The following is a 21,548-nucleotide window of genomic DNA, read 5'->3' on the forward strand; positions in this document are numbered from 1 at the left end:
TTTTCCGTTTTCCCGTCGTGACCGGTTGTTGCCCGTCCCCCCTCCGTCTTTGAAGCGTTGCTGCCATGGAATCCCCCAAGCTCCTCACCTCCTACCGTAAATTCTGGGCCCACCGCTTTGGCAATGCCCCTTTCCTGCCCATGTCCCGGGAGGAAATGGACAAGCTGGGCTGGGATTCCTGCGACATCATCCTGGTGACCGGCGACGCCTACATCGACCACCCCAGCTTTGGCATGGCCCTTATCGGCCGCCTGCTGGAGGCCCAGGGCTTCCGGGTCGGCATCATCAGCCAGCCGGATTGGCACTCGGCGGAAGACTTCAAGCGCCTGGGCAAGCCCAACCTGTTCTACGGCATCACCGCGGGGAACATGGATTCCATGGTGAACCGCTACACCTCGGACCGGAAAATCCGCTCCGACGATGCCTACACCCCCGACGCGGCCCCCAACAAGCGGCCGGACCGGGCCGTCACCGTCTACGCTCAGCGGGCCCGGGAGGCCTATCCGGGCACCCCGGTGATCATCGGCTCCATCGAAGCCTCCCTGCGCCGTATCGCCCATTACGATTACTGGAGCGACAAGGTGCGCCGCTCCGTGCTGCCCGATTCCAAGGCCGACATGCTGATTTTCGGCAATGCCGAGCGGGCCCTGGTGGACCTGGCACACCGTCTGGCCAAGGGCGAACCCATTTCGGAAATCCGCGACCTGCGCGGCACCGCCTTCATGGTGCCGAAGGGCTGGCTGCCGGACGAGGAGTGGTCGGCGGTGGATTCCTCCAGCGTGGACCTGCCGGGCAAGATCGACGCCCATCCGGACCCCTACGCCATGGGTGAAGCTGCCGGCAGCCCCCGCGGCGGCGCTCCGGTTGCCCAGGCCGCCGGGGAGGGGAGCGACGTCGCGGTACTGCCGATGAAGTTCGTGCCCGCCGCCGAGCGGGTGGCAGCGCGCAAGCTGCAGCGGGCCAAGACCGTGGTGCGGCTGCCGGCTTACGAACAGGTGGTGGAAGACCCGGTGCTCTACGCCCACGCCTCCCGCACCTTCCACCTGGAATCCAACCCCGGCAATGCCCGGGCCATGGTCCAGGCCCATGGTGAGCGGGATGTGTGGCTCAATCCGCCGCCTTTCCCTCTGACTACGCCGGAGATGGACCACGTCTACGGCCGCCCCTATGCCCGGGCGCCGCACCCGTCTTACGGCGACGCCAAAATCCCGGCCTGGGAGATGATCCGCTTCTCCATCAACATCATGCGGGGCTGTTTCGGCGGCTGCACCTTCTGCTCCATCACCGAGCACGAGGGGCGCATCATCCAGAGCCGTTCGGAAGAATCCATCCTGCACGAGATCGAGGAAATCCGGGATAAAACCCCCGGCTTCACCGGCACCATCTCGGACCTGGGCGGCCCTACCGCCAACATGTACCGGCTGGCCTGCAAGGACAAGAAAATCGAGTCCTCCTGTCGCCGCCTTTCCTGCGTCTATCCGGGCATCTGCGAGAACCTGGGCACCGACCATTCTCATCTGGTCAGCCTCTACCGCAAGGCCCGGGCCATTCCCGGGGTCAAAAGGGTGCTCATCGGCTCCGGCCTGCGCTACGACCTGGCAGTACAGTCTCCCGAATATGTGAAGGAGCTGGTGACCCACCACGTCGGCGGCTATCTGAAGATCGCCCCGGAGCACACCGAGGAAGGGGTGCTCAGCAAGATGATGAAACCGGGCATCGGTACCTACGACCGCTTCAAGCAGATGTTCGAGAAGTTTTCGCGGGAGGCGGGCAAGGAGCAGTATCTGATTCCCTACTTCATCGCTGCCCACCCGGGCACCACCGATGAAGACATGCTCAACCTGGCCCTGTGGCTCAAGCACAACAACTTCCGCCTGGATCAGGTGCAGACTTTCCTGCCGACACCCATGGCCCTGGCCACCACCATGTGGCACAGCCGTAGGAATCCGCTGAAGAAGGTGGGGCGCGGCTCGGAAGTGGTGGAGACGGCCCGGGCCGGGCGCCAGCGCAAGCTGCACAAGGCTTTCCTGCGCTACCACGATCCGGAGAACTGGCCTCTGCTGCGGGAGGCTTTGAAGGAAATGGGCCGGGCCGATCTCATCGGCAACGGCAAGAAGCATCTGATCCCCATTTTCCAGCCCGCCGGCACCGGCATGAAGATGGAGGCCATGCTGCGGCGCGATGCCAAGGAAGCCCGGGAAGGGGGCGGCGAGCGGCCCCAGGGCGGCCCCCGCAAGCCGGGTGGCAACGGGGGGCGGAATGGTGCCGGGAGTGGTGCCGGGAATGGCGGTGGCAAGGCTGGCGCCCAGGCAGGGCGCGGTTCTCCGTGCCAGGCCCGCCGTCAGGCAAGCGGGGCGGGGCCTCGCAGCACCCCGAGCCCGGCAGGCAAGCCTAGCGTTGGTCCCAGCGGACGTCGCCGCAAATAACCTGCAGCTCGCCGTTCACCTTGAAGCTGCAGGAGAGGGTGACGCACAGGCTGGCGCTGGAGATGGAGAGGTAAGGCCGGGTGACCTGGACCTTGCCGAAGTTTTCCACGGCGCGGCGGAAATAGGGCCGGCGAGCCCAGCGGGCGCCCTGGGTGTTGGTCAGGGGCGAAAAACGCTGGTCTTCGCTGGGGGCGGAATCGGCGCTCCAGATGTTCTTGCCGATCTGCTGCCCCTGGGCGTCCAGCAGGTAGCTGAAGGCGGAGTTGGGCAGCTGCAGGAAGGAGGCGCAGGCCTCCTCCAGGGAGCGGCCGGCGGAGAGCAGCACCGAGGCATAGCCCAGGGCGTTGAAGTAGGGCGCAATGTTCTCGTGGTAGTTGCGCTTGTCCCGCAGCCAGCGGGCGTCGAAGTCGTGCCACAGGTCATTGACCGCCTGGCCGGCGGTGGCATCGGTGGCGACCCGGGGGCCGGGACGGCCGAAGTAGTAGCCCTGAACGAAGTCCACGTCCGATTCCAGGGCGATGTAGGCTTCCTCCGCCGTTTCCACGCCTTCCATCAGCACCAAAGCGCCGGCCTCGTGCAGCAGGGAGGCGATCTGGGGCAGGGTGCGGCGGATCTTCGGGTCGGCGGCGGCCTGGACGATGAGGGAACGGTCCAGCTTGACGATCTCTGGGCGGATGCTCCAGACCCGGTCGAAGTTGGAATGGCCGGCGCCGAAGTCGTCCAGGGCAATGAGGAAACCCAGGCTGCGGAAGAATTCCACGGCAGCGATGAAGCGGGAGTTGTCCTGCACCGCTTCTTCCAGCACCTCGATGACCAGGCGGCGGGGCGAGAGGCCGGTGGCCTGCATCAGGGCGCTGACCAGCTGGCCCGCCTGCAGGGAGGGGCCCTGGAGAAAGACTTCTGGCGACATGTTGATGAACAGCCAGCCATCCGCTTCGGGTTGGGCCGCGAAATTGTGCAGGTGGGTGGCCCGGGCCAGGCGGTCCAGGTGCAGCAACGTGGGATAATCGCCATTCACCCGGTTGAGCAGCTCCAGGGGTGAAATCGGTGTGCCGTCCGGGCCGCGGCCGCGCATCAGGGCTTCATGGCCGACGATGCGCCGGTGGGAGAGGCTGAAGATGGGCTGGAAGTGGCTGGAGATGACGGCATCGCCGAAGCGGCCAATCCTGCTGCCAGCCGGTTCGCTGGGCGGAGCCGGATCAAGGGCTGCTGCAATCTGGTCGTACCCCGACTCGCCGGAAATGGCCGGGATGCTGAAACTGTTCAAAATGAGCTTCCTGGGCAAAGTGCCCGATATTCTAGACCAAATAGACCAAAAGACTATGCAAGAACAAACCGCCTACGAGATGCTGGGTGGCCCCCAGTCCCTGCGGGAACTGGTGGACCGCTTCTACGACCTGATGGATCTGGAGCCGGAATTCGCCGAATTGCGGGCCATGCATCCGCCCACCCTGGAGGGTTCCCGGGACAAGCTGTTCATGTTCCTTTCCGGCTGGCTGGGCGGACCGGACCTCTTTGTCGAACAGTTTGGCCACCCGCGTCTGCGGGCCCGGCACATGCCCTTTTCCATCGGCACCGAATCCCGGGACCAGTGGGTGAAGTGCATGGTGCGGGCCATGGATGAAGTCGGGGTGGATGAAGCCCTGCGCCTGCGGCTGGGGGTGAATTTCTTCAATACCGCCGACTTCATGCGCAACCGGGAGGGCGCCTGAACAGGCCCCGGCTGCCGGTAGTCAAGGGACGGGTGGCGCCGCGGGGCATGGCCGTGGCTGCCCTCCCTGGAATTGGCTGCAGCCGGTTCTCGGCTGACTTTGGCAGGGTGATGCTACTTGGTGATGGGGGCGTTGCGGCCGGAGAACTGGTCGGCCAGGCGCAGCACGGCCTCGCCGAAATCCCCCTTGGGTTTTTCGCTGCAATAGCGATTGACGAAATTTTCCAGGGTACCGCTGGAGATGGCCGAAACCTGCTGGGCGGGCCGGGCGTAATTGTGGCCGGTGAGCACGCCCCGCATCCAGGCCAGGTAGAGGGTGCGCTGTTCGCTGTCGTCCCGGGAGGCGATCCAGGCCTGGCAACTCATGTCGTCGAATCCCAGCACCTTGAAGGTGGGGGCGCCGTGAGCACCGGGCGTGGCAAGTCCCGCCACCAGGCAGAAGGTGACGGGGAGCAGCGAGCGGGAAGCGTGCAAGCGAAAAGAAGGCAGGTGAAAAGAGGGCAAGGACATGCCGGACTCCAGAATGGGTGATGGGCATGCCCCTGGGCGGGGCTGCCGGTTATGGCCCGAACATAAACCGAAGCCGGCCCCCTGTGCAATTCCCGGACAGGATGAGGCGGCTGCCACAGCCTTGGAATCCCCGCCCTTGAGTGCAACGCTCCGCCGTGCTGCTGCCGTAATGGCGTGGCGCTTAAGCGTGCTGAAAAGCAGGCTCCGGAGGCCGGCAGCCGCTTTCCTGGCGTTGCTGGCGCTGAGCGGTGGGGTACGTGCCGGTGAGCGGAATGAAGCCCTGCCGGAGCATCTCTGCCTGGCGGAAGAAAAGGTGCTGTTTGCCTGCCAGGAGGGCAAGCGCCGCATTTCAGTCTGTGGCTCCCCTGACTTGTCCCGTCAGGCCGGCTATGTACAGTTCCGCTACGGCCTGCCCGGCAGCGAGGAGATGATCGCCTGGCCGGAAGCCAGCTTTCCGCGCCGGCATGTGATCAAGGGCAATGTCTTGATGGCCGGCAGAATGGGCGTCTATTTCCGCTTCCGCATGGAAGACACCAGCTTTGTGGTGTACCACGTGCGGGATGTCCAGGCCGGCCTGGTGATTTCCTCTGGCGGGCTGCCGGTCAGCAAGCGCCGCTGCGACCGGGTGAGCACGGTGGCCTGGTCCGATGTCCCGGTCCCCGTGGGGGACGGTATCGCGGTCAGCGGGGTCCCAGCCCGGAAAGTACCTTGAAGTCGCCCTGAAGGCACCCAAATCGTGGCGCTGACACCGCCCACCGTACCTTGTGTCGTCCTTACAGGCGCTCGGCAATCAGGCTGGTGTAGCCGATGTGGCCGAAGAACTCGTGGGCGGCAGCCCGGCGGCGGGCTTCGGCCTTCAGGGCCTCGGCCAGGGGGCGGCCGATCTGGCCGGTTTCCGCCAGGGCGTCGGCACCCCGGTCCACCACCGTGTAGAGGTAGCTGGGGTCGCTGCTTTCCGTGTAGCCGTGGCTGTGGAAGGCATGCACGCGAAAGCCCGTTTCCTTGGCCAGCAGGGGCGTGCGGCGGGCGATCCAGCTGTCGTCGATGAAATGCTCGCGGAAGGCGTCGGCGCAGATATCCAGCGGGTCCAGGTCGCCGGTGCCGAAGGTGGTGGAGGCGTAGTCGCCGTCGAAAATGGCCAGGCGGCCGCCGGGTTGCAGAACCCGGTGGGCTTCCCGCAGGGCGTTGCGGGGCTTGGAGAGATGGCAGAGGGTGGTGTGGAAGATCACCACGTCGAAACTGGCATCCTTGAAGGGCAGGCCGTGGGCGCCGCCTTCCTGGAAGGTAAGGTTAGGTAGGTGGGCCGCCAGCTCCCGGGCTTTGGCGAGGAAAATGGGGGAGGGGTCCAGCCCCACCACTTCCGCCACGCCGGGCCAGCCAGCCAGGCGACGGGCCACTGCCCCGGTACCGCAACCCACTTCCAGCACCCGCGCATCGGCGGGAAAGGGAATTTCGCTCAGATAGGTTTCCAGCATGCGCTTCTGTTGGGGCTCGGCGGCACGGATTTCGAGCACTTCGGCAATACGGGCGGTGACGGCGGCATCCGCTTCGGTGATGGTGTTGTAGATGTCGGGCATGGCGGACAGTGGGCAGGTAGAGGGAATAGGGCCGGTGGCGGCATGGAGGCCCACTTTAGACGGCCGCGCTCCGGGCCGCGAAATAGCCGTTTTTTCTTTTCATATGCAGCCTGCCACCTTGCCAGGGGGAGCTGGGCCGGGCCGGTGGACAGGTCTTGCGCCCTGGCGTAGCATCCCCGCCCCTTTCCGCCTTTCCCCGCCCCCATTCCCATGTCCGCCCCTCGCCCCGCTTCTGCCCTGACGACGCCTGCCCAGGCTTGCGGCATCGACTTCGGCACCTCCAATTCCACCGTCGGGTGGCTGCGGCCGGGCCGGGAAACGCTGCTCCCCCTGGAAGAGGGCAAGGTGACCCTGCCTTCCGTGGTCTTCTTCAATGCCGAAGAGGATTGCACCCGTTTCGGCCGGGCCGGCCTGGCGGATTACCTGGCGGGCTACGAGGGGCGCTTGATGCGTTCCATGAAGAGCCTGCTGGGCAGCAACCTGATGGATGGCCGCACCGAGGTTCAGGGCCGCTCCCTGGCCTTCCGTGACCTGCTGGCCCGCTTCATCGGCGAACTCAAGGCCCGGGCCGATGCCCATGGCGAGCAGCCTTTCGCCCAGGCCGTGCTGGGTCGGCCGGTCTTCTTCGTCGATGACGATGCGGCAGCGGACCAGCGGGCCGAGGACACCCTGGCGGAGATCGCCCGGGCCGTGGGGTTCCGCGAGGTCAGCTTCCAGTACGAGCCCATCGCTGCCGCCTTTCATTACGAAACCAGCCTGAGCCGGGAGGAGCTGGTGCTGGTGGCCGACATCGGCGGCGGTACGTCGGATTTTTCCCTCGTCCGCCTTTCTCCCGAACGGGCCCGGACGGCCGATCGGCAGGACGATCTGCTGGCCAACGGCGGCGTGCATATCGGCGGTACCGATTTCGACCGCCTCCTCAGCCTGGCCGGCGTCATGCCCCTGCTGGGCTACCAGAGCCAGTTGAAGAACGGGCGGGAGATGCCCTCCGGCATCTATTTCAACCTGGCTACCTGGCACACCATCAATTTTGCCTACACCCGGCAGGTGGCCAGCGAACAGCAGCGCCTGGCCCTGGATGCCCGCACGCCGGAGCCCCTGGCCCGTCTGCGTGCCCTGCTGGAGCAGCGGGCCGGCCACTGGCTGGCCAATGGAGTGGAGCAGGCCAAGATTGCCCTCTCGGACCAGGAATCCACCACTCTCTCCCTGGACCGCCTGGAGCCGGGTCTGGAGCTTTGCCTGGATCGCCTCTCCTTCGAGGCGGCCACCGCCGCTCTGGTGGCACGGGTGGAGGCCACGGTGGCCGAACTGCTGGCCCGGGCCGGCATCGCGGCGGAGAAGGTGGATACGGTGTTCTTTACCGGCGGCTCCAGCGGCATTCCGTTGCTGCGCCGGCACATTGCCGCCCTGCTGCCCCAGGCCCGGGCGGTGGAAGGCGATCTGTTCGGCAGCATCGGCGCCGGCCTGGCGGTGGAGGCCGCCCGGCGTTACGGCTGAGCGGCGGGGTAGCTGAGGGCCGGCCTTAGGTTTCAGGGGCAGCCGGAGAGGGTGGGGTAGCCGAGTTGCCCGGGGACTGCAGGCGGGGGTCGGTGGTCATCACGGCCTCGATATCCGCCAGGGCTGCAGGTAGCTGCTCGACGATGGCTGCCGCCTGGGGCGTCTGCGGGTTGCAGTGTTCCAGCGCCTCGAAAAGACTGCCGAGCGCCAGGGCCCCCAGGCTGCGGGAAGTGGATTTATGGCGATGCCCGATCTTTTGCAAGGGCAGGGGGTCGCCCTCGGCAATGGCCGCCTGTAACAGCCCCAGATCTTCCCGAACACCCCGGACCAGCTTGCCGAGCAGTTCCAGGGTCTTGGCGCTGTCCAGGCGCAAGGTGCGCAGGGGAATATCCAGGTCGATGCAGGGGGGCTGGCCCGCTGCCGGTGTCGCTGCGTCTGCGGTTACTGGGCTGCCCGCCGGGCTGGTGCGACTGCGGGCGAGCCACTGGAACAGGGTGGCGAACAGCTGATCCGGGTCCACCGGTTTGGCGATGAAGCCATTCATGCCGGCGGCCAGGCAGCGCCGGCGGTCCTCGTCGAACGCATTGGCGGTCATGGCGAGAATGGGAATGGTGGCGCAGGCCGGGTGCTGGCGGATGGTGGCGGCGGCTTCCAGGCCGTCTATTTTCGGCATCTGCATGTCCATGAGGATCAGGTCGTAGCTGCCGCGGGGGGCCAGATCCACCGCCTGCTCGCCGTCATCGGCCACATCCACGATCAGCCCGGTATCGGCCAGCAGGGTCAGGGCCACGTCCTGGTTGATGGGGTCGTCTTCTGCCAGCAGCAGGCGGGCACCGGAGAAGCGGGCCCGCAGGTCGGCCTCGGTATTCTTGAACACCTTCGATTCGGCAGCGGAGACCGGCTGGCCTCTTTCCAGCCAGGCGGTGAACCAGAAGGTGCTGCCCTGGCCCGGTGTGCTTTCCACGCCTACCTCGCCGTCCATGAGATGGGCCAGGCGCTGGGTAATGGTGAGGCCCAGGCCGGTGCCACCGTGCTTGCGGGTGGTGGAGGCATCCACCTGCTGGAAGGCCTGGTAGAGGTGGTCCAGCTTGTCGGCGGGAATGCCGACGCCGGTATCTTTCACCGCAAAACGGATGAGCAGCCGGTTGCCGTCTTCCTGCAATGTCTGGGCGGAGAGGGTGACGCTGCCGCTGTCGGTGAATTTGACGGCATTGCCGGCGAAGTTGAGCAGGGCCTGGCGCACCCGGGTGGGGTCGCCGCGCAGCCAGGTGGGGACGCCGCTCAGTTCCAGCCCCAGCTTGAGGCCCTTGGCCTGGGCCTGTTCGCCGACCAGGGAGCGCACCCCGTCGAGGATGGAAATGAGGGGGAAGTCGATGTGCTCCAGGACCATTTTGCCGGCTTCGATCTTGGAGAAATCGAGAATGTCGTTGATGATCATCAGCAGGTGCTCTCCAGCGGTGCCCAGCTTGTCCAGCCATTCCCGCTGCTCCCCATTGACCGGGGAGCGCTTGAGCAGATGGGCGAAGCCAAGGATGGCGTTCATGGGGGTGCGGATTTCGTGGCTCATGTTGGCGAGGAAGCTGCTCTTGGCCAGGCTGTTGGCCTCGGCCTGGGTCTTCTCATGGGCCAACAGGTCGGCGGCCTGGCGCTCCAGGGAGGCATCTTCGATGATGGTCAGCAGGCGCCCGGCCAGAGGGTCGTCATCCAGGGCCTGGGCCGAGATCTTGGCCCAGAAGGGCTCGCCGTTCTTGCGCACGAAGGTCTGTTCTCGCCGGTGCAGCCGGTTTTCTTTCAGGCTGGAATAGAGCTTTTGTCCCTGGGCTTCAAAGTCTTCATCGCTGGGATACATGAGGCGGGTGGAACGGCCGATCATTTCGCCGGGGCCATAACCGAAGACCGCTTCCAGCTTGGGGTTGCAGTCGATGATGGTGCGCTGGCAGAGAATGGCGATGCCCACCGGGGCATCCATGAAAATGGCTTGCAGCTCGATGCTTCGGGCTTCCAGTTCGGCGGTGCGCTTGACCACCAGGTTTTCCAGGTCGTCCCGTTCCCTGCGGATGATGTCGTTCTGCTCGGCGATGCGGGCCTGCAGGCGATTGAAGTTGTCCAGCATCAGCCGGATTTCCCCGCTGCCCTTGACTGCCAGGGGCCGGGGCGGGTGCTCTTCGACGTTGCTCTGGCCGATCTGCCGGGCGGCATCCTCCAGGGGGGCCAGGGCGCGGCGCAGGAACAGCCAGGTGAGCAGGGCTACCACCAGAATCGCCAGCAGGGTGCCGCGGTAGATGCGCTGGTTGGCTTTGGCCAACGGTGCCAGGGCCTCTTCGGCCGGTAGGTAGGCGGTGACCATCCAGTTGGCCGTTTCCACCATGGCCGCGGCGGAGAAGATGTCCAGGCCCCGGGAATCGACGACCCGTCCGGGACCCATGTAGCCCTTGAGGCGCCGGTCAAACAGCGGGTTCACCCCGGGGGCCGGCAGCTTTTGCAGTACCCGCACGGCATCGGTGCTGGCCGCAAAGACGCCCTGGTCCAGGGCGTAGACGTGGAAGCCGCCGGTCTTGCCGTTGCGCACATCGTTGGTGAGGTGGAAATGGCTGCCCGGCTCAATCAATTCCGTGCCGCAAAGCAGGCCCAGGAGCGTACCCTGTTCATCCCGGATGGGCACGGCCACCAGGAGTACCGGCTTCTTGGCAAAGCGGCCGAACCAGACCCGGATCAGGGGCTGCCCCGATGCCATGCCATCCTTGAAGTAGGAGGAGTCGTTGTAGCGCGTGCCAACGGTGCCCCGCATGGGGCTTTCGGCAATGCGCACGCCGTCTTTCCAGAGCACATAAATGTCGCGGGTGAACAGCTTGTTGGCCAGGGGTTTGTCCTGGAGGTAAGCCTGGATCACCTTGGGAGACTTGTCCGGCATGGTGGAAATGGCGCTGGCCAGGATGATCAGGGCTTCCTGGCGCAGCTTCAGTTCCCGTTCCAGGGTACGGGCAACGAAGGAGGCTGAGGTTTCCTGCTCATGGCCGATGAGGGTCTCGAAGTCCTGCCGCAGGGCGTCCGTGACGTAGAGGGACAAGGCACTGATCCCCACGGCGAAAACCATGGCGGAAACCAGGGCTACCTTGAATTTCAGGGGGAGCGCCAGTAGGCGTTCCTGGAGTTGCAAAGCCATTTGCCCCATGGCGCGCGGCCTCATTCGATGCGTCATGGCCTGGAGTGGCCGACGGCAGAGAAGGGAAAGTGCGGGGAAACGCGGGCCAAACTCAACGGCAAAAATACCGGAAAAACCACAGCCCCCCGCTACCTGCCATCCTATGACACCAGGGAAGAGTAACTCCGTTCCCGATGTCATGTCATCTTGCTAAAAAAATATGGAAATCCGCGTTTTTATTATGTTTTTTTGAACCCTGGGTACGTGACCGGGGGCGGGGTTGATGCCGCAGGGCAGCATTTTTTGCCATGGCCCGTCCGGGAGGCGTGGAGCGGAGCCGGGAGGAGTGTTATGGTCCTGCTCTTTCCCTGAATCGGCCTGTGGAGGGCCGCCCACCATGGTTGTCCAGCTTGACGAAGCCGAAGTCGTATTTTTGCCCATCCGGGCCCAGGGGGCAGGCGGACAGAACGTCAACAAGGTTTCCAGCGCCGTCCATCTGCGCTTTGACATTCTCGCCTCGAGCCTGCCGGAGGAGGTCAAACAGCGCCTGCTGGCCCTGGGGGACCAGCGTATCAATGCCGACGGTGTCATCGTCATCAAGGCCCAGACCCAGCGCAGCATGGCCCGTAACCGGGAGGAGGGCCTGGCCCGCTTGCGGGAGCTGATTGACGCCGCCTCCCGGGTGCCCAAAGTGCGACGTCCCACGCGTCCGACTCGCAGTTCCCAGATGCGGCGGGTGGAGGGCAAGGTCAAACGGGGAGCGTTGAAAGCCGGGCGTAGGCGAGTTGATGGCGGCGATTAGGCCGGGGGGAAGAACAGAATGAGGGATAGTGGGACGGAGGGGCGTGGAGAGGCAAAAAGGCGGGGAGCGTTGGTGGGAGGAGAAAGATGCTCCGCTGTGGAGAAGCCCCGCCGGTGAGGCGCCGATGGCGCCCGGGGCGCCATCGGCCAGAGATCAGCGCATGATCTTGAGCAGCTCGACTTCAAAGGTCAGGGTGGCGTTGGGGGGCACGGCGGCACCGGCACCCCGGGCACCGTAGGCGATTTCCGGTGGGCAGGTGAGCTTGGCCTTGCCGCCTTCGCGCATCTTGGCGACGCCTTCGGTCCAGCAGGGAATGACCCGGTTGAGGGGGAAGGTGGCCGGCTGGCCGCGCTTGTAGGAGCTGTCGAATTCGTTGCCGTTGGCCAGGGTGCCGCGGTAATGGACCTGCACGCTGGATTCCCGGGTGGGCTTTTCGCCGCTGCCTTCCTTCAGTGATTCATAGATCAGGCCGGAGGCGGTCTTTTCCGGGGCCTCGGCGTGGGCGGCGGTGGCGGTGCCGAGGGCGAAGGCCAGGGTGGACAGGCCGGTCAGGGCAAGCTTGTGCCAGGACTGCATTGGATTCTCCATGGGGGACAGTGAAAGAGGCCGTCAAACTACCGGGAAGCCACCCGCCAGGCAAGCGCCATGACCCTTGTGGCCTCTTTCTGCATCGCCTGGTGGTGGGTGGGATAGAAGTGGGGCGAGAAGCGGTGCCAGAAGCAGCGTTAGAGGCGGTGTTAGAAGCGAGCCCAGCCGTGCGCTTGGCCGCATGGCCAGACCTTCCCGAAGCATGGCGCGGTCATCGACGATGAGTACTTTGGCCCGAGCTTTGGGGGTGGTGTCGGACGAGTTGTCCGCAGCGGGGCGGTTCGCATGGAGGGTCTGGTTATGGAGGATTGTCCATCGTAAAAACAAAAGGTTATGTCACGCCCTAGTCCTTTTGTAACATATCCGCCGGGTTAGTTATCCTGCATAATCCGCCGGATCTGAATGTCCAGGCTGCCATGTCCAGCCTGGAACGACACCACACCATCGGAGACCCGGGGAAACCATGAAAATTTACGCTGCCCAGACTGCTGGGACGATTTCGAGCCTGTCCACCACGCCTGGCGCCGCTTCCCGGCCTGGCCAGACGGCGGAGGCTGCGGGGGCCGAGGCGCTGGCCCAGTCCCCCGGCCAGGCCGGTCAGCCCGAGCAGGCCGCCCCTGAGCCTTCCATCGAAGACCTGAAAAGCGCCGTGGGCGACATCAACAACACCATCCAGTCCCTGGTCAGCCATCTCGAATTCAGTGTGGATACCGATACCGGGCGGAATGTGGTGAAGGTGGTGGATATGCGGACCGACGAGATCATCCGCCAGTTTCCTTCCCACGAAGCCCTGGCCATTGCCAAGGCCCTGGACAGCTTCCAGGGGCTGTTGCTGCGGGATAAGGCCTGACCAGCAATGCAGGCCGACCGGGCATGGCTGGGCCTGCCCGGGCCGGCTCGGGCAGGCTCCGGGTTTCTCCGGAGGCCTGGGGTCGTCTCAGGCCCGAGCAATCACAATCGTTTTTTGCGCCACACCAACCGATCTTGGCCGGTCAATCCACCTGACCTGACCTGACCTGGCCGGTGCCGGTCTGACGCCCGATTTGGGCGGCACCAGGGTACTGGGGCGGCGGGGCTAGGGCAGGGCCGACAGCAGGTCCCCGATCCCCGAGCGGGGCAGGGTCAGGATGAAGGTGGCCCCGGGCGCGTCGCCGCTCTCGGCCAGTTCCACATCTCCGCCGTGGCGGCGGGCCAGCAGGCGGGCCAGATGCAGGCCCAGGCCAGTGCCCGGTTTTCCTGCGGGACTACTGCCGCGGACGAAGCGCTCGAAGATGCGTTCCCGGTCTTCCGGCGGAATGCCGGGCCCCTGATCCCGGATTTCGATACAGACTTTTTCCGTGCCGCCATTTTCTGGCAGGCCGATTCCCGTTCCGCTTCCCATCTTGTTTCCCGAGCCGCTGCCCCCCGAGGGCAGCAGGCGGATGTCCACGGTACTGCCGGCGGGGGAATACTTGAGGGCATTACTGACCAGATTGCCCAGGGCAATGCCGAAAAGGTGGTGGTCGCAGTGCAGCGTCACCTGCTCTGACGGCAGGGTCAGCCGGATGCGGCGCAGCTCCTCGACCGCCGTGTCGCCGTAGTTCTGCTGCAGGTGGGCGTTGACGTTCAGTGCTTCCAGACGCAGTTCCGTTCCCGTGCCATTGAGGCGCTCGTCGGCCAGGCAGTTTTCCAGAAGATCGAGCAGGCGGGCTACGGCGTGGCGGATCTTGCCGATGCGCTTGGGTAGCTCCCGGGGTGGCGGAAGGGTGCCCATTTCCAGGCGTTGGGCCACCGTGTCGATGATGGAGAGGGGCGTCCGGAATTCGTGGGAGAGCATGGCGACCAGCTGGCGTTGGTTGTCCAGGGTTGCCTGTTCCATGGCCAGGGCTTCCTGGAGTTGCTGCTGCAGCCGTCCCCGGGTCTTGATTTCCTCCTGCAGGGCGGCGGTGCGCTCACTCACCCGGCCTTCCAGCTCCCGTTCGACGCGGTGGGCTTCCTGCAGCTCCCGGGCCAGGGCCCGGTCCTTTTCCCGCTCGGCCTTGCGGGTGCGGTTGATGATGAGGATGGGCAGCAGGATGAGATGGAAGAGCCCGGTGATCTCGCTGCTGTAGTTGATGAGAAAGTGCTCGCTGATGCTCCCCATGCGGAGGATGGCATTGGCCAGCAGGCCAAGAACCCAGGGGGTGAAGGCGAAGATGTAGGCCCGCCGTTCCTTGTCCTTGAAGCCGATGAAAACCAGTAGGCTGACCCAGGTCATGGCGGTGGGGATAGCCATGAACTGAATCAGGACCCCTACGTTGCGCCAGTCGGTGAACAGGCTCAGGGGGGCCAGGGCAGCGTAGCCGAAGGCCAGTATCCACATGAACGGATAGAGCCGGGGCAGATGCTGGCGGATGGCGAACAGGTGGGTGAAGAAGAGCACGTGGATGCTCAGGATGGGGCCGGTCAGCCAGGCGATACCGTAGTCGTTGGCGCCTGCCGTTTCGGGGTAGATGAACTGGCTGCCGAAGCCTGCGTTGAGCAGCAGCAGGATGCCACCGGTCAGCACGTTGATGCCGTAGTAGAGGTATTGGGGTTCCTTCAGCCAGCGCCAGGAAATGAGACTGAAGATGACCAGGAGCACCAGGGTTCCGGCGAGGCCGCCGTAGAAGGCGGATTCGAGCACGATCAGGCGCTGGAATTCCCTGTTGCCCCACAAATCCAGTCGCAGGTTGAGGGAACTGGTGCTGTGGATACGGACGTAGATGGGCTGGCTGATGTCCAGATCAGCCGGAATGGCGGCGGTGAACAGGCGGTAATTCCATTCCCGTGTGGCGAAGGGGTAGTGGTCGCCGGTGATTTCCTCCTGCCAGCCCCCTTCCCGGGGAATGTAGATCCGGATGTCGTCCAGCATGGGGGGGAAGAAGCGCAGCCAGCGGGTTTCCCCGGCAATGGTAGCTGGCGGCAGGCAGAGGCGCAGCCACACCGCATCCCGGGTATAGCCGTCGGCCAGTTGCCCTGCAATCGGCTGGAAGGACTTTTCGTGGAAGGCGGCGGCGACGTCGGTAACCGTCAGCCGGGTGCTTGGGTCGTGGAAGTAGGCCTGTTCCGGTAGGCTGGTCGCAACCGTGGCACCCGGCGCGCAGGTATAGGCCTGGGCCGGGAATGCCGACAACAGGAGCAAAAGGAAGCACAGAAACGTCAGGAATGTCTGGAACTGCTGGAATGAGGGCAAGAGCCATTGGTGACCCGGTGCCCACGGGAACTGCCGTACCTGGTTCATCAAATGGCAGCAGGGTGCGGCGTGGGGCGGTGTGGGTAATGACAATTCCATGGGCTGGATTCTGCCAGAAGCTTCCATTCCTTTCCTCACGGCCATGACGCCAAATGTCGGCAAAAAAAAACCGCGGACTGGCCGCGGCTTTTCGGGTGAGGCAAGGCGGGCCGCCTGGTGGCGTCCGCCAGCAGCATCAACCACCCAGGTAAGCTTCTTCCACCTTGGGGTTGGCCAGCAGATTGGCGCCGGAATCGGCCAGGACGATCTTGCCGGTTTCGATGACATAGCCGTGGCGGGCGATCTTCAACGCCTGGCGCACGTTCTGCTCCACCAGCAGGATGGTCAGGCCGCGGCGGTTGATCTCCACCAGGATGCGGAAGATTTCCTGCACCACGATGGGGGCCAGGCCCATGGAGGGCTCGTCCAGCAGCAGCAGCTTGGGCTTGGCCATGAGGGCCCGGCCGATGGCCAGCATCTGCTGTTCGCCGCCGGAAAGGTTGCCGGCGAACTGCTGGGACCGTTCCTTGAGGCGGGGGAAGAGCTGGTACACCTCTTCCATGGAGGCAGGGATGCCCTCCTTGTCCTGCCGGGTGTAGGCGCCCAGCAGCAGGTTCTCTTCCACTGTCAGGGTAGTGAGGATGGCCCGGCCTTCGGCTACCTGCACCAGGCCCTGCTCGACGATCTGGTGGGCGGGCAGGCGGGTGATGTCCTCGCCCTGGAACTCGATCTTGCCCCGGGAGGCCTTGATCAGGCCGGAGAGGGCCAGCAGGGTGGTGCTCTTGCCGGCACCGTTGGCCCCCACCAAGGCGGTGATCTCGCCCTCGTTGAGGTGGAAATCCAGACCCTTGACGGCCTCGATGTGGCCGTAGGCCACGGCCAGGTCGTGTACGCGAAGGAGCACACTCATTATTCGTCCTCCTTGCCTAGGTAAGCCTCAATCACATCCGGGTTGTTGCGCACTTCGTCCGGCGTGCCTTCGGCGATGATGCGGCCGAAGTTGAGCACGGCGATGCGGTCGCACAGGCCCATGACGAAGCGCATGTCGTGCTCGATCATGAAGACGCCGTAGCCCCGGTTGCGGATGTTGTTGATCTCTTCCATGAGGATGGTCTTTTCCGACGGGTTCATGCCGGCCACCGGCTCGTCCAGCAGCAGCAGCTTGGGCTCCGTGGCCAGGGCCCGGGCGAATTCCAGCTTGCGCTGGTCGCCGTAGGAAAGGTTGTCAGCCAGCATGTCGGCCTTGTGGTCCAGCCCCACCCAGGAGAGCAGCTCCAGGGCCCGTTCCCGGGCCTTCTTCTCGGCAGCGCGGCAGGCCGGGCTGTTGAGGAAGATGCCGAAACCGCCGTAGTTGAGGTGGTCATGCATGCCCACCATGACGTTTTCCAGCAGGTCCATTTCCTTGAAGATGCGGATGTTCTGGAAGGTGCGGGCGATGCCCTGGTGGGTGATGCGGTGGGGCTCCAGGCCGATCAGGGATTGGCCCTGGAAGTCGATGTGGCCGGCGCTGGGGGTGAGCAGGCCAGTGATGAGGTTGAACACCGTGGTCTTGCCGGCGCCGTTGGGGCCGATGAGGCCGTAGATGCTGCCGGCGGGCACTTCGAAGCTGACGTCCTGCAGCACGTGCAGGCCGCCGAAATGCTTGCCGACGTTACGGATGGAAAGCAGATTGGGTTGCTGGGGGGCGTTCATGCCTGACCTCCCTTGAGACGCTTGAAGAAGGCCTTGATGCGGCGGGATTCCCACAGGCCCTTGGGCAGGAACAGCACCACCAGCACCAGCACGGCGCCGTTCACCAGGGAACGGAAGTCCTGCAGGGAGCGCAGCAGTTCCGGCAGCAGGGTGAGGATGGAGGAGCCGAGCATGGGGCCGATGAGGCTGGAGGTACCACCCAGCACCGCCATGGTGAGGATGTCCACGGCGTTTTCGAAGCCGTATTCCCGGGGGCTGATGAAGAAGGTGAAGTGGGCGTTCAGCGCCCCGGCCACGCCGGCGATGAAGGCGCCGAGGGAGAAGGCCAGCAGCTTGTAGCGGTCCACATTGATGCCCATCAGGCGGGCGGCCACCTCATCTTCCTTGATGGCCTCAAAGGCGCGACCCACCTTGGAGCGGCGCAGCCGGGCCAGGCCATAGACGGTGATGGCCAGGATCAGGGCGATGTGCCAGCCTTCGGTGGCCAGGGGAATGCCGTTGAGGCCTTCGGGGCCGCCGGTGATCTCCAGGTTGAGCACGGTGATGCGCACCACTTCGCCGAAGGCCAGGGTGGCCATGGCCAGATAGACGCCGGAGAGCCGCAGCACTGGCGCACCGATAATCAGGGCCACCAGGGCGGGAGCGATGCCGCCAGCCAGCAGCACGGTACCGAAGGACCAGTCCAGATTCACCGTCAGCAGGGCCGCCACATAGGCACCGATGCCCATGAAGGCGGCGTTGGCCAGGGACAACAGGCCGCAGGAAAGGGTCAGCCAGATGGACAGGGCCAACAGGGCATGAACGCCCACCGAAAACACCAGGGTGCTGTAGGTGGACCAGAAGTCATTGAACCATTCCATGATCAGGCCTTCCTTTCCAGCTTACGCCCGAACAGCCCGGAAGGCCGCACCAGCAGGATCAGGAAGAGCAGGCCGAAGGCCACGGCATCGCCCATCTGGCTCGACAGGTAGGCCTTGCTGATGACTTCGGCGAAGCCCAGGAAGAGGCCGCCGATGAGGGCACCGCGGATATCGCCCATGCCGCCGAGAATGATCACGGCAATACCCTTGTGCAGCATGGGCTGGCCCATGAAGGGGGTGATGGCATTGAAGTTGAGGCCGATCAGCACCCCGGCGATACCACCCAGGGCGGCAGCGGCGAAGGAGGTGATGTGGAACAGGCCTTCCACGTTGATGCCCAGCAGATAGGCAGCCTTGGGGGATTCGGCAATGGCCCGCAGGGCGCGGCCCAGCTGGGTGCGCTTGAGCAGGGTGAACAGCACGGCCATGAGCACGAAGGCGATGGCGACGATGGCGATTTCCAGGGCCCGCACGTGCACTTCGCCCACCATGAAATCGCCCATGGGCATAATTTCTTCCGGGAAGCGCAGCACCTCGGCACCGAAGATGCCCTGGGCCGCGCTGGTCAGCATGATGCCGACACCGATGGTGGCGATCATGGGAATCAGGTGGGGGGCGTTGCGGGCGCGCAGGGGTTTGAGGACGAGGACGTCCACCAGCAGGCCGATGGTGCCGCTGACCACCATGGCGCCGATCATGGCCACCCACAGGGGAGCGTTGAGGTGGCTGACCATGGCCAGGGCGGCATAGCTGCCCACCATGAACACCGCTCCGTGGGAGAGGTTGATGACCGCCAGCACGCCGAACACCAGGGTGAAGCCCAGGGCGAACAGCGCGTAGACGCTGCCAAGCGTCAGGGCGTTGAGGAGTTGTTGTTCAAGCATCGGGAAATTCCAGTACCAAATGCAATGCGGGGCTGACTTTCATCGGCCCCGCATTGAAGGGTAAGACGGGCTTACTCGGATTGCGTGTGCTTACTTGCCTTCAAAGGCGGTGAACTTGCCACCCTTGACTACGTAGATAAAGGGCTTCTGGTCCGCATCCCAGCCACCGGGCTTGCCGGTCTTGGTGACGGCGGCGCGGAACTTGAAGGGGCCGGTGGCGCCGTTGATGGTGGCCTTGGGCAGGGCATTCTTCAGGGCTTCGCGGTCAGCGGCGAGGTCGCCGGAGAGCTTCACTTCGTGCAGGGCAGCGGCGGCCACGTGCAGGGCGTCGAAGGCCTGGGCGGCGAACTGGTTCGGTTCGGCGTTGTACTTCTTCACGTAGGCAGCGACGAAGGCCTTGTTGGCGGGCGCCGGGTTGGTGTTGGACCAGGGGCTGCCGACGAAGGTGCCTTCACCGGCCAGCTTGGAAATCTCGAACAGCTTCGGCGAATTGAAGCCGTTGCCGCCGATGAAGGGCGCCTTGATGCCCAGACCACGGGCCTGCAGCATGATGTTGGCAGCTTCTTCGGCCAGGCAGGAACAGATCACCGCATCCGGATTGGTGGCCTTGATCTTGGTCAGCTGGGCCTTGAAGTCCACATCGCCCTTGACGTAGGTCTCGGTGGTGGTGACCGGCAGCTTCTGGTCTTCCAGCACCTTCTTGAAGACGTCGTAGCCGCTCTTGGTGAAGGCGTCGTCGTTACCGTAGATCACGGCGACCTGCTTCAGCTTGTAGTGCTTGGTGGCGGTGGCCACGGTCACCGGCAGCACGTCGGATTCCATGACGGAGTTACGGAAGACGTAGGGGCCGATGTCGGTGATGCCGGAGGCAGTGACGGAGGTGCCGAAAACCACGGTCTTGGCACCGTTGGCCACGGGGCCGGCAGCGAACATGGAGTTGGACAGGGTGGGGCCGAAGACCATCAGCACCTTGTCCTGGAAAATCAGCTTCTTGAAGACGTTGATGCCTTCTTCCTTCTTGCCCTGTTCGTCTTCGACGACGAGCTGGATTTTGTTGCCATTCACGCCGCCCTGGGCGTTGATTTCGTCGGCTGCCAGCTGGAAGCCGTTACGGATGGCAACGCCGTACTGGGCGGCACCGCCGGTCAGGGCAGCGGCGACGCCGATCTTGATGTCGGCGGCCTGGGCCAGGCCGGCGGCAGCGAGGGCGCTGACCAGGACGAGGGATTTGGGCAGGGAAGGCAGGAAGCGCATAGTTTCTCCAGTGAATTCTGTTTTGATTCGTACCAATGCGTCGGGCCGGGTGCGCACACCACGGCGGAACGCCAGTCGATATCGGCGCCGGTTCGGCATCGCCTGCCTTTTGGGCGTGGCGGTGTGCCTGGCCGGCACAGGTCTCTCGCAACCTGCGCCCAGGTGCCGGCTGGGAAGCTTGTGGTTCCAGCCCGTCCTGGCATGACCGGGTTCCCGTTGCGGAAAAGGGGCCAGGGCGGGATGCCGATACTGCGGCCCCGGGCAGCGATTCCGGAAGGGGAAAAACGAAGATTATACCGGCTCCCGGGCGTCTGGCGTCAGTACGTGGAAACCCTCGGGGCCGGGTGCGGCCAGTAGTGACCGGGGGCGAGCAGTAGCGACCAGCCTTACCGGCAAACAAAAATCCGTAAAAAAAAACGGGCCGCCCGAAGGCGACCCGTCCATGGGCGGCGGAGGCCGCTAGGGATTTACTGCAGGTAGGCGGGGCGGGCGTAGCCCTGGAAGTGCTTGTCCAGCACGGCCTTGTACTCGGGGGACTTGAAGGCGGCGACCAGGTCCTGGGTCCAGGCCTTGTTCTGATCGTCGGTCTTCACCGCCACCACGTTGAGGTAATGGTCGGGGGTCTTTTCCAGAACGATGGCTTCGGTCAGCTTCAAGCCGGAAGCGATGGCGAAGTTGCCGGGCACCACCACCAGGCCGGCGTCATCCAGGGTACGGGGCAGCTGGGCGGCCTCGATGGGGGTCAGCTGCAGCTTGTGGGGGTTTTCCGCCACATCCTTCTCGGTGGCCTTGAGGGCGTCAATGCCCGGCTTCACCTTGATCAGGCCGTTCTGCTCGAGGAAGTGCAGGGCACGGGCCAGGTTGGAGGGATCGTTGGGCAGGGTGACACGATCACCGTCCTTCACGTCCTTCAGGCTCTTGGCCTTCTTGGAGTAGAGGCCCATGGGGGCCACCGGCACCTTGACCACGTCAGTCAGGTTGAGGCCCTTGTCGGCGGAAAACTTCTTCAGGTAGATCACGTGCTGGAAGACGTTGGCGTCCAGGGAGCCCTGGGCCAGGGCCAGGTTGGGCTGCACGTAGTCGTTGAATTCCACCAGCTTCACGGTATAGCCCTTCTTTTCCAGGATGGGCTTGATGCCCAGCTTGACCTGGTCGAAGTTGGGGCCGGCGGTGGCGCCGATGGTCAGGTTCTTCTTCTCTTGCGCGAAGGCGGGCGCCGCCGCCAGGCCCAGGGCCAGACCAGCGATGACGAGGGAACGGATCAGTTTCATGTGTTTGGACTCCGTAGTTGGGGGGTAAATCAAAAAGCGTTTGCCACAGAGGGCACAGAGATCACAGAGGGTATTCATTCTCCGTGGGGTAGGGCGAGGGGC

Annotated in this window: 18 protein-coding genes; 6 read left to right on the top strand and 12 right to left on the bottom strand. The window is 64.6% G+C overall.

Annotated features, from left to right (window positions below; all coding sequences use genetic code 11):
* Window positions 1-65: 65 nt before the first annotated feature.
* Window positions 66-2,426 (top strand): YgiQ family radical SAM protein, encoded by a 2,361-nt coding sequence (locus AZSI13_RS04065; RefSeq protein ID WP_109039888.1) that lies wholly within the window; start codon window positions 66-68, stop codon window positions 2,424-2,426.
* Here AZSI13_RS04065 and AZSI13_RS04070 read toward each other — a convergent pair.
* On the bottom strand, window positions 2,392-3,693 hold the full coding sequence (locus tag AZSI13_RS04070; protein WP_133247257.1) for an EAL domain-containing protein: 1,302 nt from the start codon (window positions 3,691-3,693) through the stop codon (window positions 2,392-2,394). The two genes, AZSI13_RS04065 and AZSI13_RS04070, sit on opposite strands and share 35 nt — an antisense overlap.
* Before the next feature lie 55 nt (window positions 3,694-3,748).
* Here AZSI13_RS04070 and AZSI13_RS04075 point away from each other — a divergent pair, with 55 nt between their 5' ends.
* The gene (locus AZSI13_RS04075; protein WP_109039890.1) at window positions 3,749-4,138 is read left to right on the top strand and encodes a group II truncated hemoglobin; all 390 of its coding nucleotides are present in this window, start codon (window positions 3,749-3,751) and stop codon (window positions 4,136-4,138) included.
* 113 nt (window positions 4,139-4,251) lie between these two features.
* Here AZSI13_RS04075 and AZSI13_RS04080 read toward each other — a convergent pair whose 3' ends face one another.
* Window positions 4,252-4,647, bottom strand: a complete 396-nt coding sequence (locus tag AZSI13_RS04080) for a hypothetical protein (protein ID WP_235609649.1) — start codon at window positions 4,645-4,647, stop codon at window positions 4,252-4,254.
* A 187-nt stretch (window positions 4,648-4,834) separates the two neighbouring features.
* On the opposite strand from AZSI13_RS04080, the gene AZSI13_RS04085 reads away from it, so the two are divergent.
* Window positions 4,835-5,359, top strand: a complete 525-nt coding sequence (locus AZSI13_RS04085) for a hypothetical protein (RefSeq protein WP_133247258.1) — start codon at window positions 4,835-4,837, stop codon at window positions 5,357-5,359.
* Between the two features lie 61 nt (window positions 5,360-5,420).
* Here the strand turns inward: AZSI13_RS04085 and AZSI13_RS04090 are convergent, their stop codons facing one another.
* Window positions 5,421-6,224: a methyltransferase domain-containing protein gene (locus tag AZSI13_RS04090; protein WP_109039892.1), complete on the bottom strand. Its 804-nt coding sequence runs from the start codon at window positions 6,222-6,224 to the stop codon at window positions 5,421-5,423.
* Window positions 6,225-6,434: 210 nt separating this feature from the next.
* Here AZSI13_RS04090 and AZSI13_RS04095 point away from each other — a divergent pair, with 210 nt between their 5' ends.
* Window positions 6,435-7,721: an Hsp70 family protein gene (locus AZSI13_RS04095; protein ID WP_235609650.1), complete on the top strand. Its 1,287-nt coding sequence runs from the start codon at window positions 6,435-6,437 to the stop codon at window positions 7,719-7,721.
* A gap of 25 nt (window positions 7,722-7,746) precedes the next feature.
* Here AZSI13_RS04095 and AZSI13_RS04100 read toward each other — a convergent pair whose 3' ends face one another.
* A complete protein-coding gene (locus tag AZSI13_RS04100; RefSeq protein WP_165833295.1) occupies window positions 7,747-10,884 on the bottom strand; it encodes a response regulator in 3,138 nt (1,045 codons plus the stop codon).
* 376 nt (window positions 10,885-11,260) lie between these two features.
* On the opposite strand from AZSI13_RS04100, the gene arfB reads away from it, so the two are divergent.
* Window positions 11,261-11,665, top strand: a complete 405-nt coding sequence (gene arfB / locus AZSI13_RS04105) for an alternative ribosome rescue aminoacyl-tRNA hydrolase ArfB (protein ID WP_109039894.1) — start codon at window positions 11,261-11,263, stop codon at window positions 11,663-11,665.
* Between the two features lie 153 nt (window positions 11,666-11,818).
* Here the strand turns inward: arfB and AZSI13_RS04110 are convergent, their stop codons facing one another.
* Window positions 11,819-12,241 carry an FKBP-type peptidyl-prolyl cis-trans isomerase gene (locus AZSI13_RS04110; RefSeq protein WP_109039895.1) on the bottom strand — a complete coding sequence of 141 codons (423 nt, stop codon included), beginning with the start codon at window positions 12,239-12,241 and terminating at the stop codon, window positions 11,819-11,821.
* 475 nt (window positions 12,242-12,716) lie between these two features.
* Between AZSI13_RS04110 and AZSI13_RS04115 the strand changes: the two genes are divergently transcribed.
* Complete coding sequence (locus AZSI13_RS04115) at window positions 12,717-13,103, top strand: flagellar protein FlaG (RefSeq protein WP_109039896.1); 387 nt, start codon at window positions 12,717-12,719, stop codon at window positions 13,101-13,103.
* A gap of 225 nt (window positions 13,104-13,328) precedes the next feature.
* On the opposite strand, the gene AZSI13_RS04120 is transcribed toward AZSI13_RS04115, so the two are convergent.
* From AZSI13_RS04120 to AZSI13_RS04150, 7 genes are all read right to left on the bottom strand, one after another.
* Window positions 13,329-15,386, bottom strand: a complete 2,058-nt coding sequence (locus AZSI13_RS04120) for a sensor histidine kinase (RefSeq protein WP_165833297.1) — start codon at window positions 15,384-15,386, stop codon at window positions 13,329-13,331.
* A 295-nt stretch (window positions 15,387-15,681) separates the two neighbouring features.
* The gene (locus AZSI13_RS04125; RefSeq protein WP_109039898.1) at window positions 15,682-16,395 is read right to left on the bottom strand and encodes an ABC transporter ATP-binding protein; all 714 of its coding nucleotides are present in this window, start codon (window positions 16,393-16,395) and stop codon (window positions 15,682-15,684) included.
* Window positions 16,395-17,177 carry an ABC transporter ATP-binding protein gene (locus AZSI13_RS04130; RefSeq protein WP_201262297.1) on the bottom strand — a complete coding sequence of 261 codons (783 nt, stop codon included), beginning with the start codon at window positions 17,175-17,177 and terminating at the stop codon, window positions 16,395-16,397. Before AZSI13_RS04130 ends, AZSI13_RS04125 begins: the two co-directional genes overlap by 1 nt.
* Window positions 17,174-18,037, bottom strand: a complete 864-nt coding sequence (locus AZSI13_RS04135) for a branched-chain amino acid ABC transporter permease (protein ID WP_109039899.1) — start codon at window positions 18,035-18,037, stop codon at window positions 17,174-17,176. Before AZSI13_RS04135 ends, AZSI13_RS04130 begins: the two co-directional genes overlap by 4 nt.
* Window positions 18,038-18,039: 2 nt before the next feature.
* The gene (locus AZSI13_RS04140) at window positions 18,040-18,921 is read right to left on the bottom strand and encodes a branched-chain amino acid ABC transporter permease (protein WP_109039900.1); all 882 of its coding nucleotides are present in this window, start codon (window positions 18,919-18,921) and stop codon (window positions 18,040-18,042) included.
* 90 nt (window positions 18,922-19,011) lie between these two features.
* The gene (locus AZSI13_RS04145; protein ID WP_109039901.1) at window positions 19,012-20,175 is read right to left on the bottom strand and encodes an ABC transporter substrate-binding protein; all 1,164 of its coding nucleotides are present in this window, start codon (window positions 20,173-20,175) and stop codon (window positions 19,012-19,014) included.
* Window positions 20,176-20,642: 467 nt separating this feature from the next.
* The gene (locus tag AZSI13_RS04150) at window positions 20,643-21,446 is read right to left on the bottom strand and encodes a MetQ/NlpA family ABC transporter substrate-binding protein (RefSeq protein ID WP_109039902.1); all 804 of its coding nucleotides are present in this window, start codon (window positions 21,444-21,446) and stop codon (window positions 20,643-20,645) included.
* Between the last annotated feature and the right edge of the window lie 102 nt (window positions 21,447-21,548).

This window comes from Azospira sp. I13 (genome assembly GCF_003112695.1).
Lineage (GTDB): Bacteria > Pseudomonadota > Gammaproteobacteria > Burkholderiales > Rhodocyclaceae > Azospira.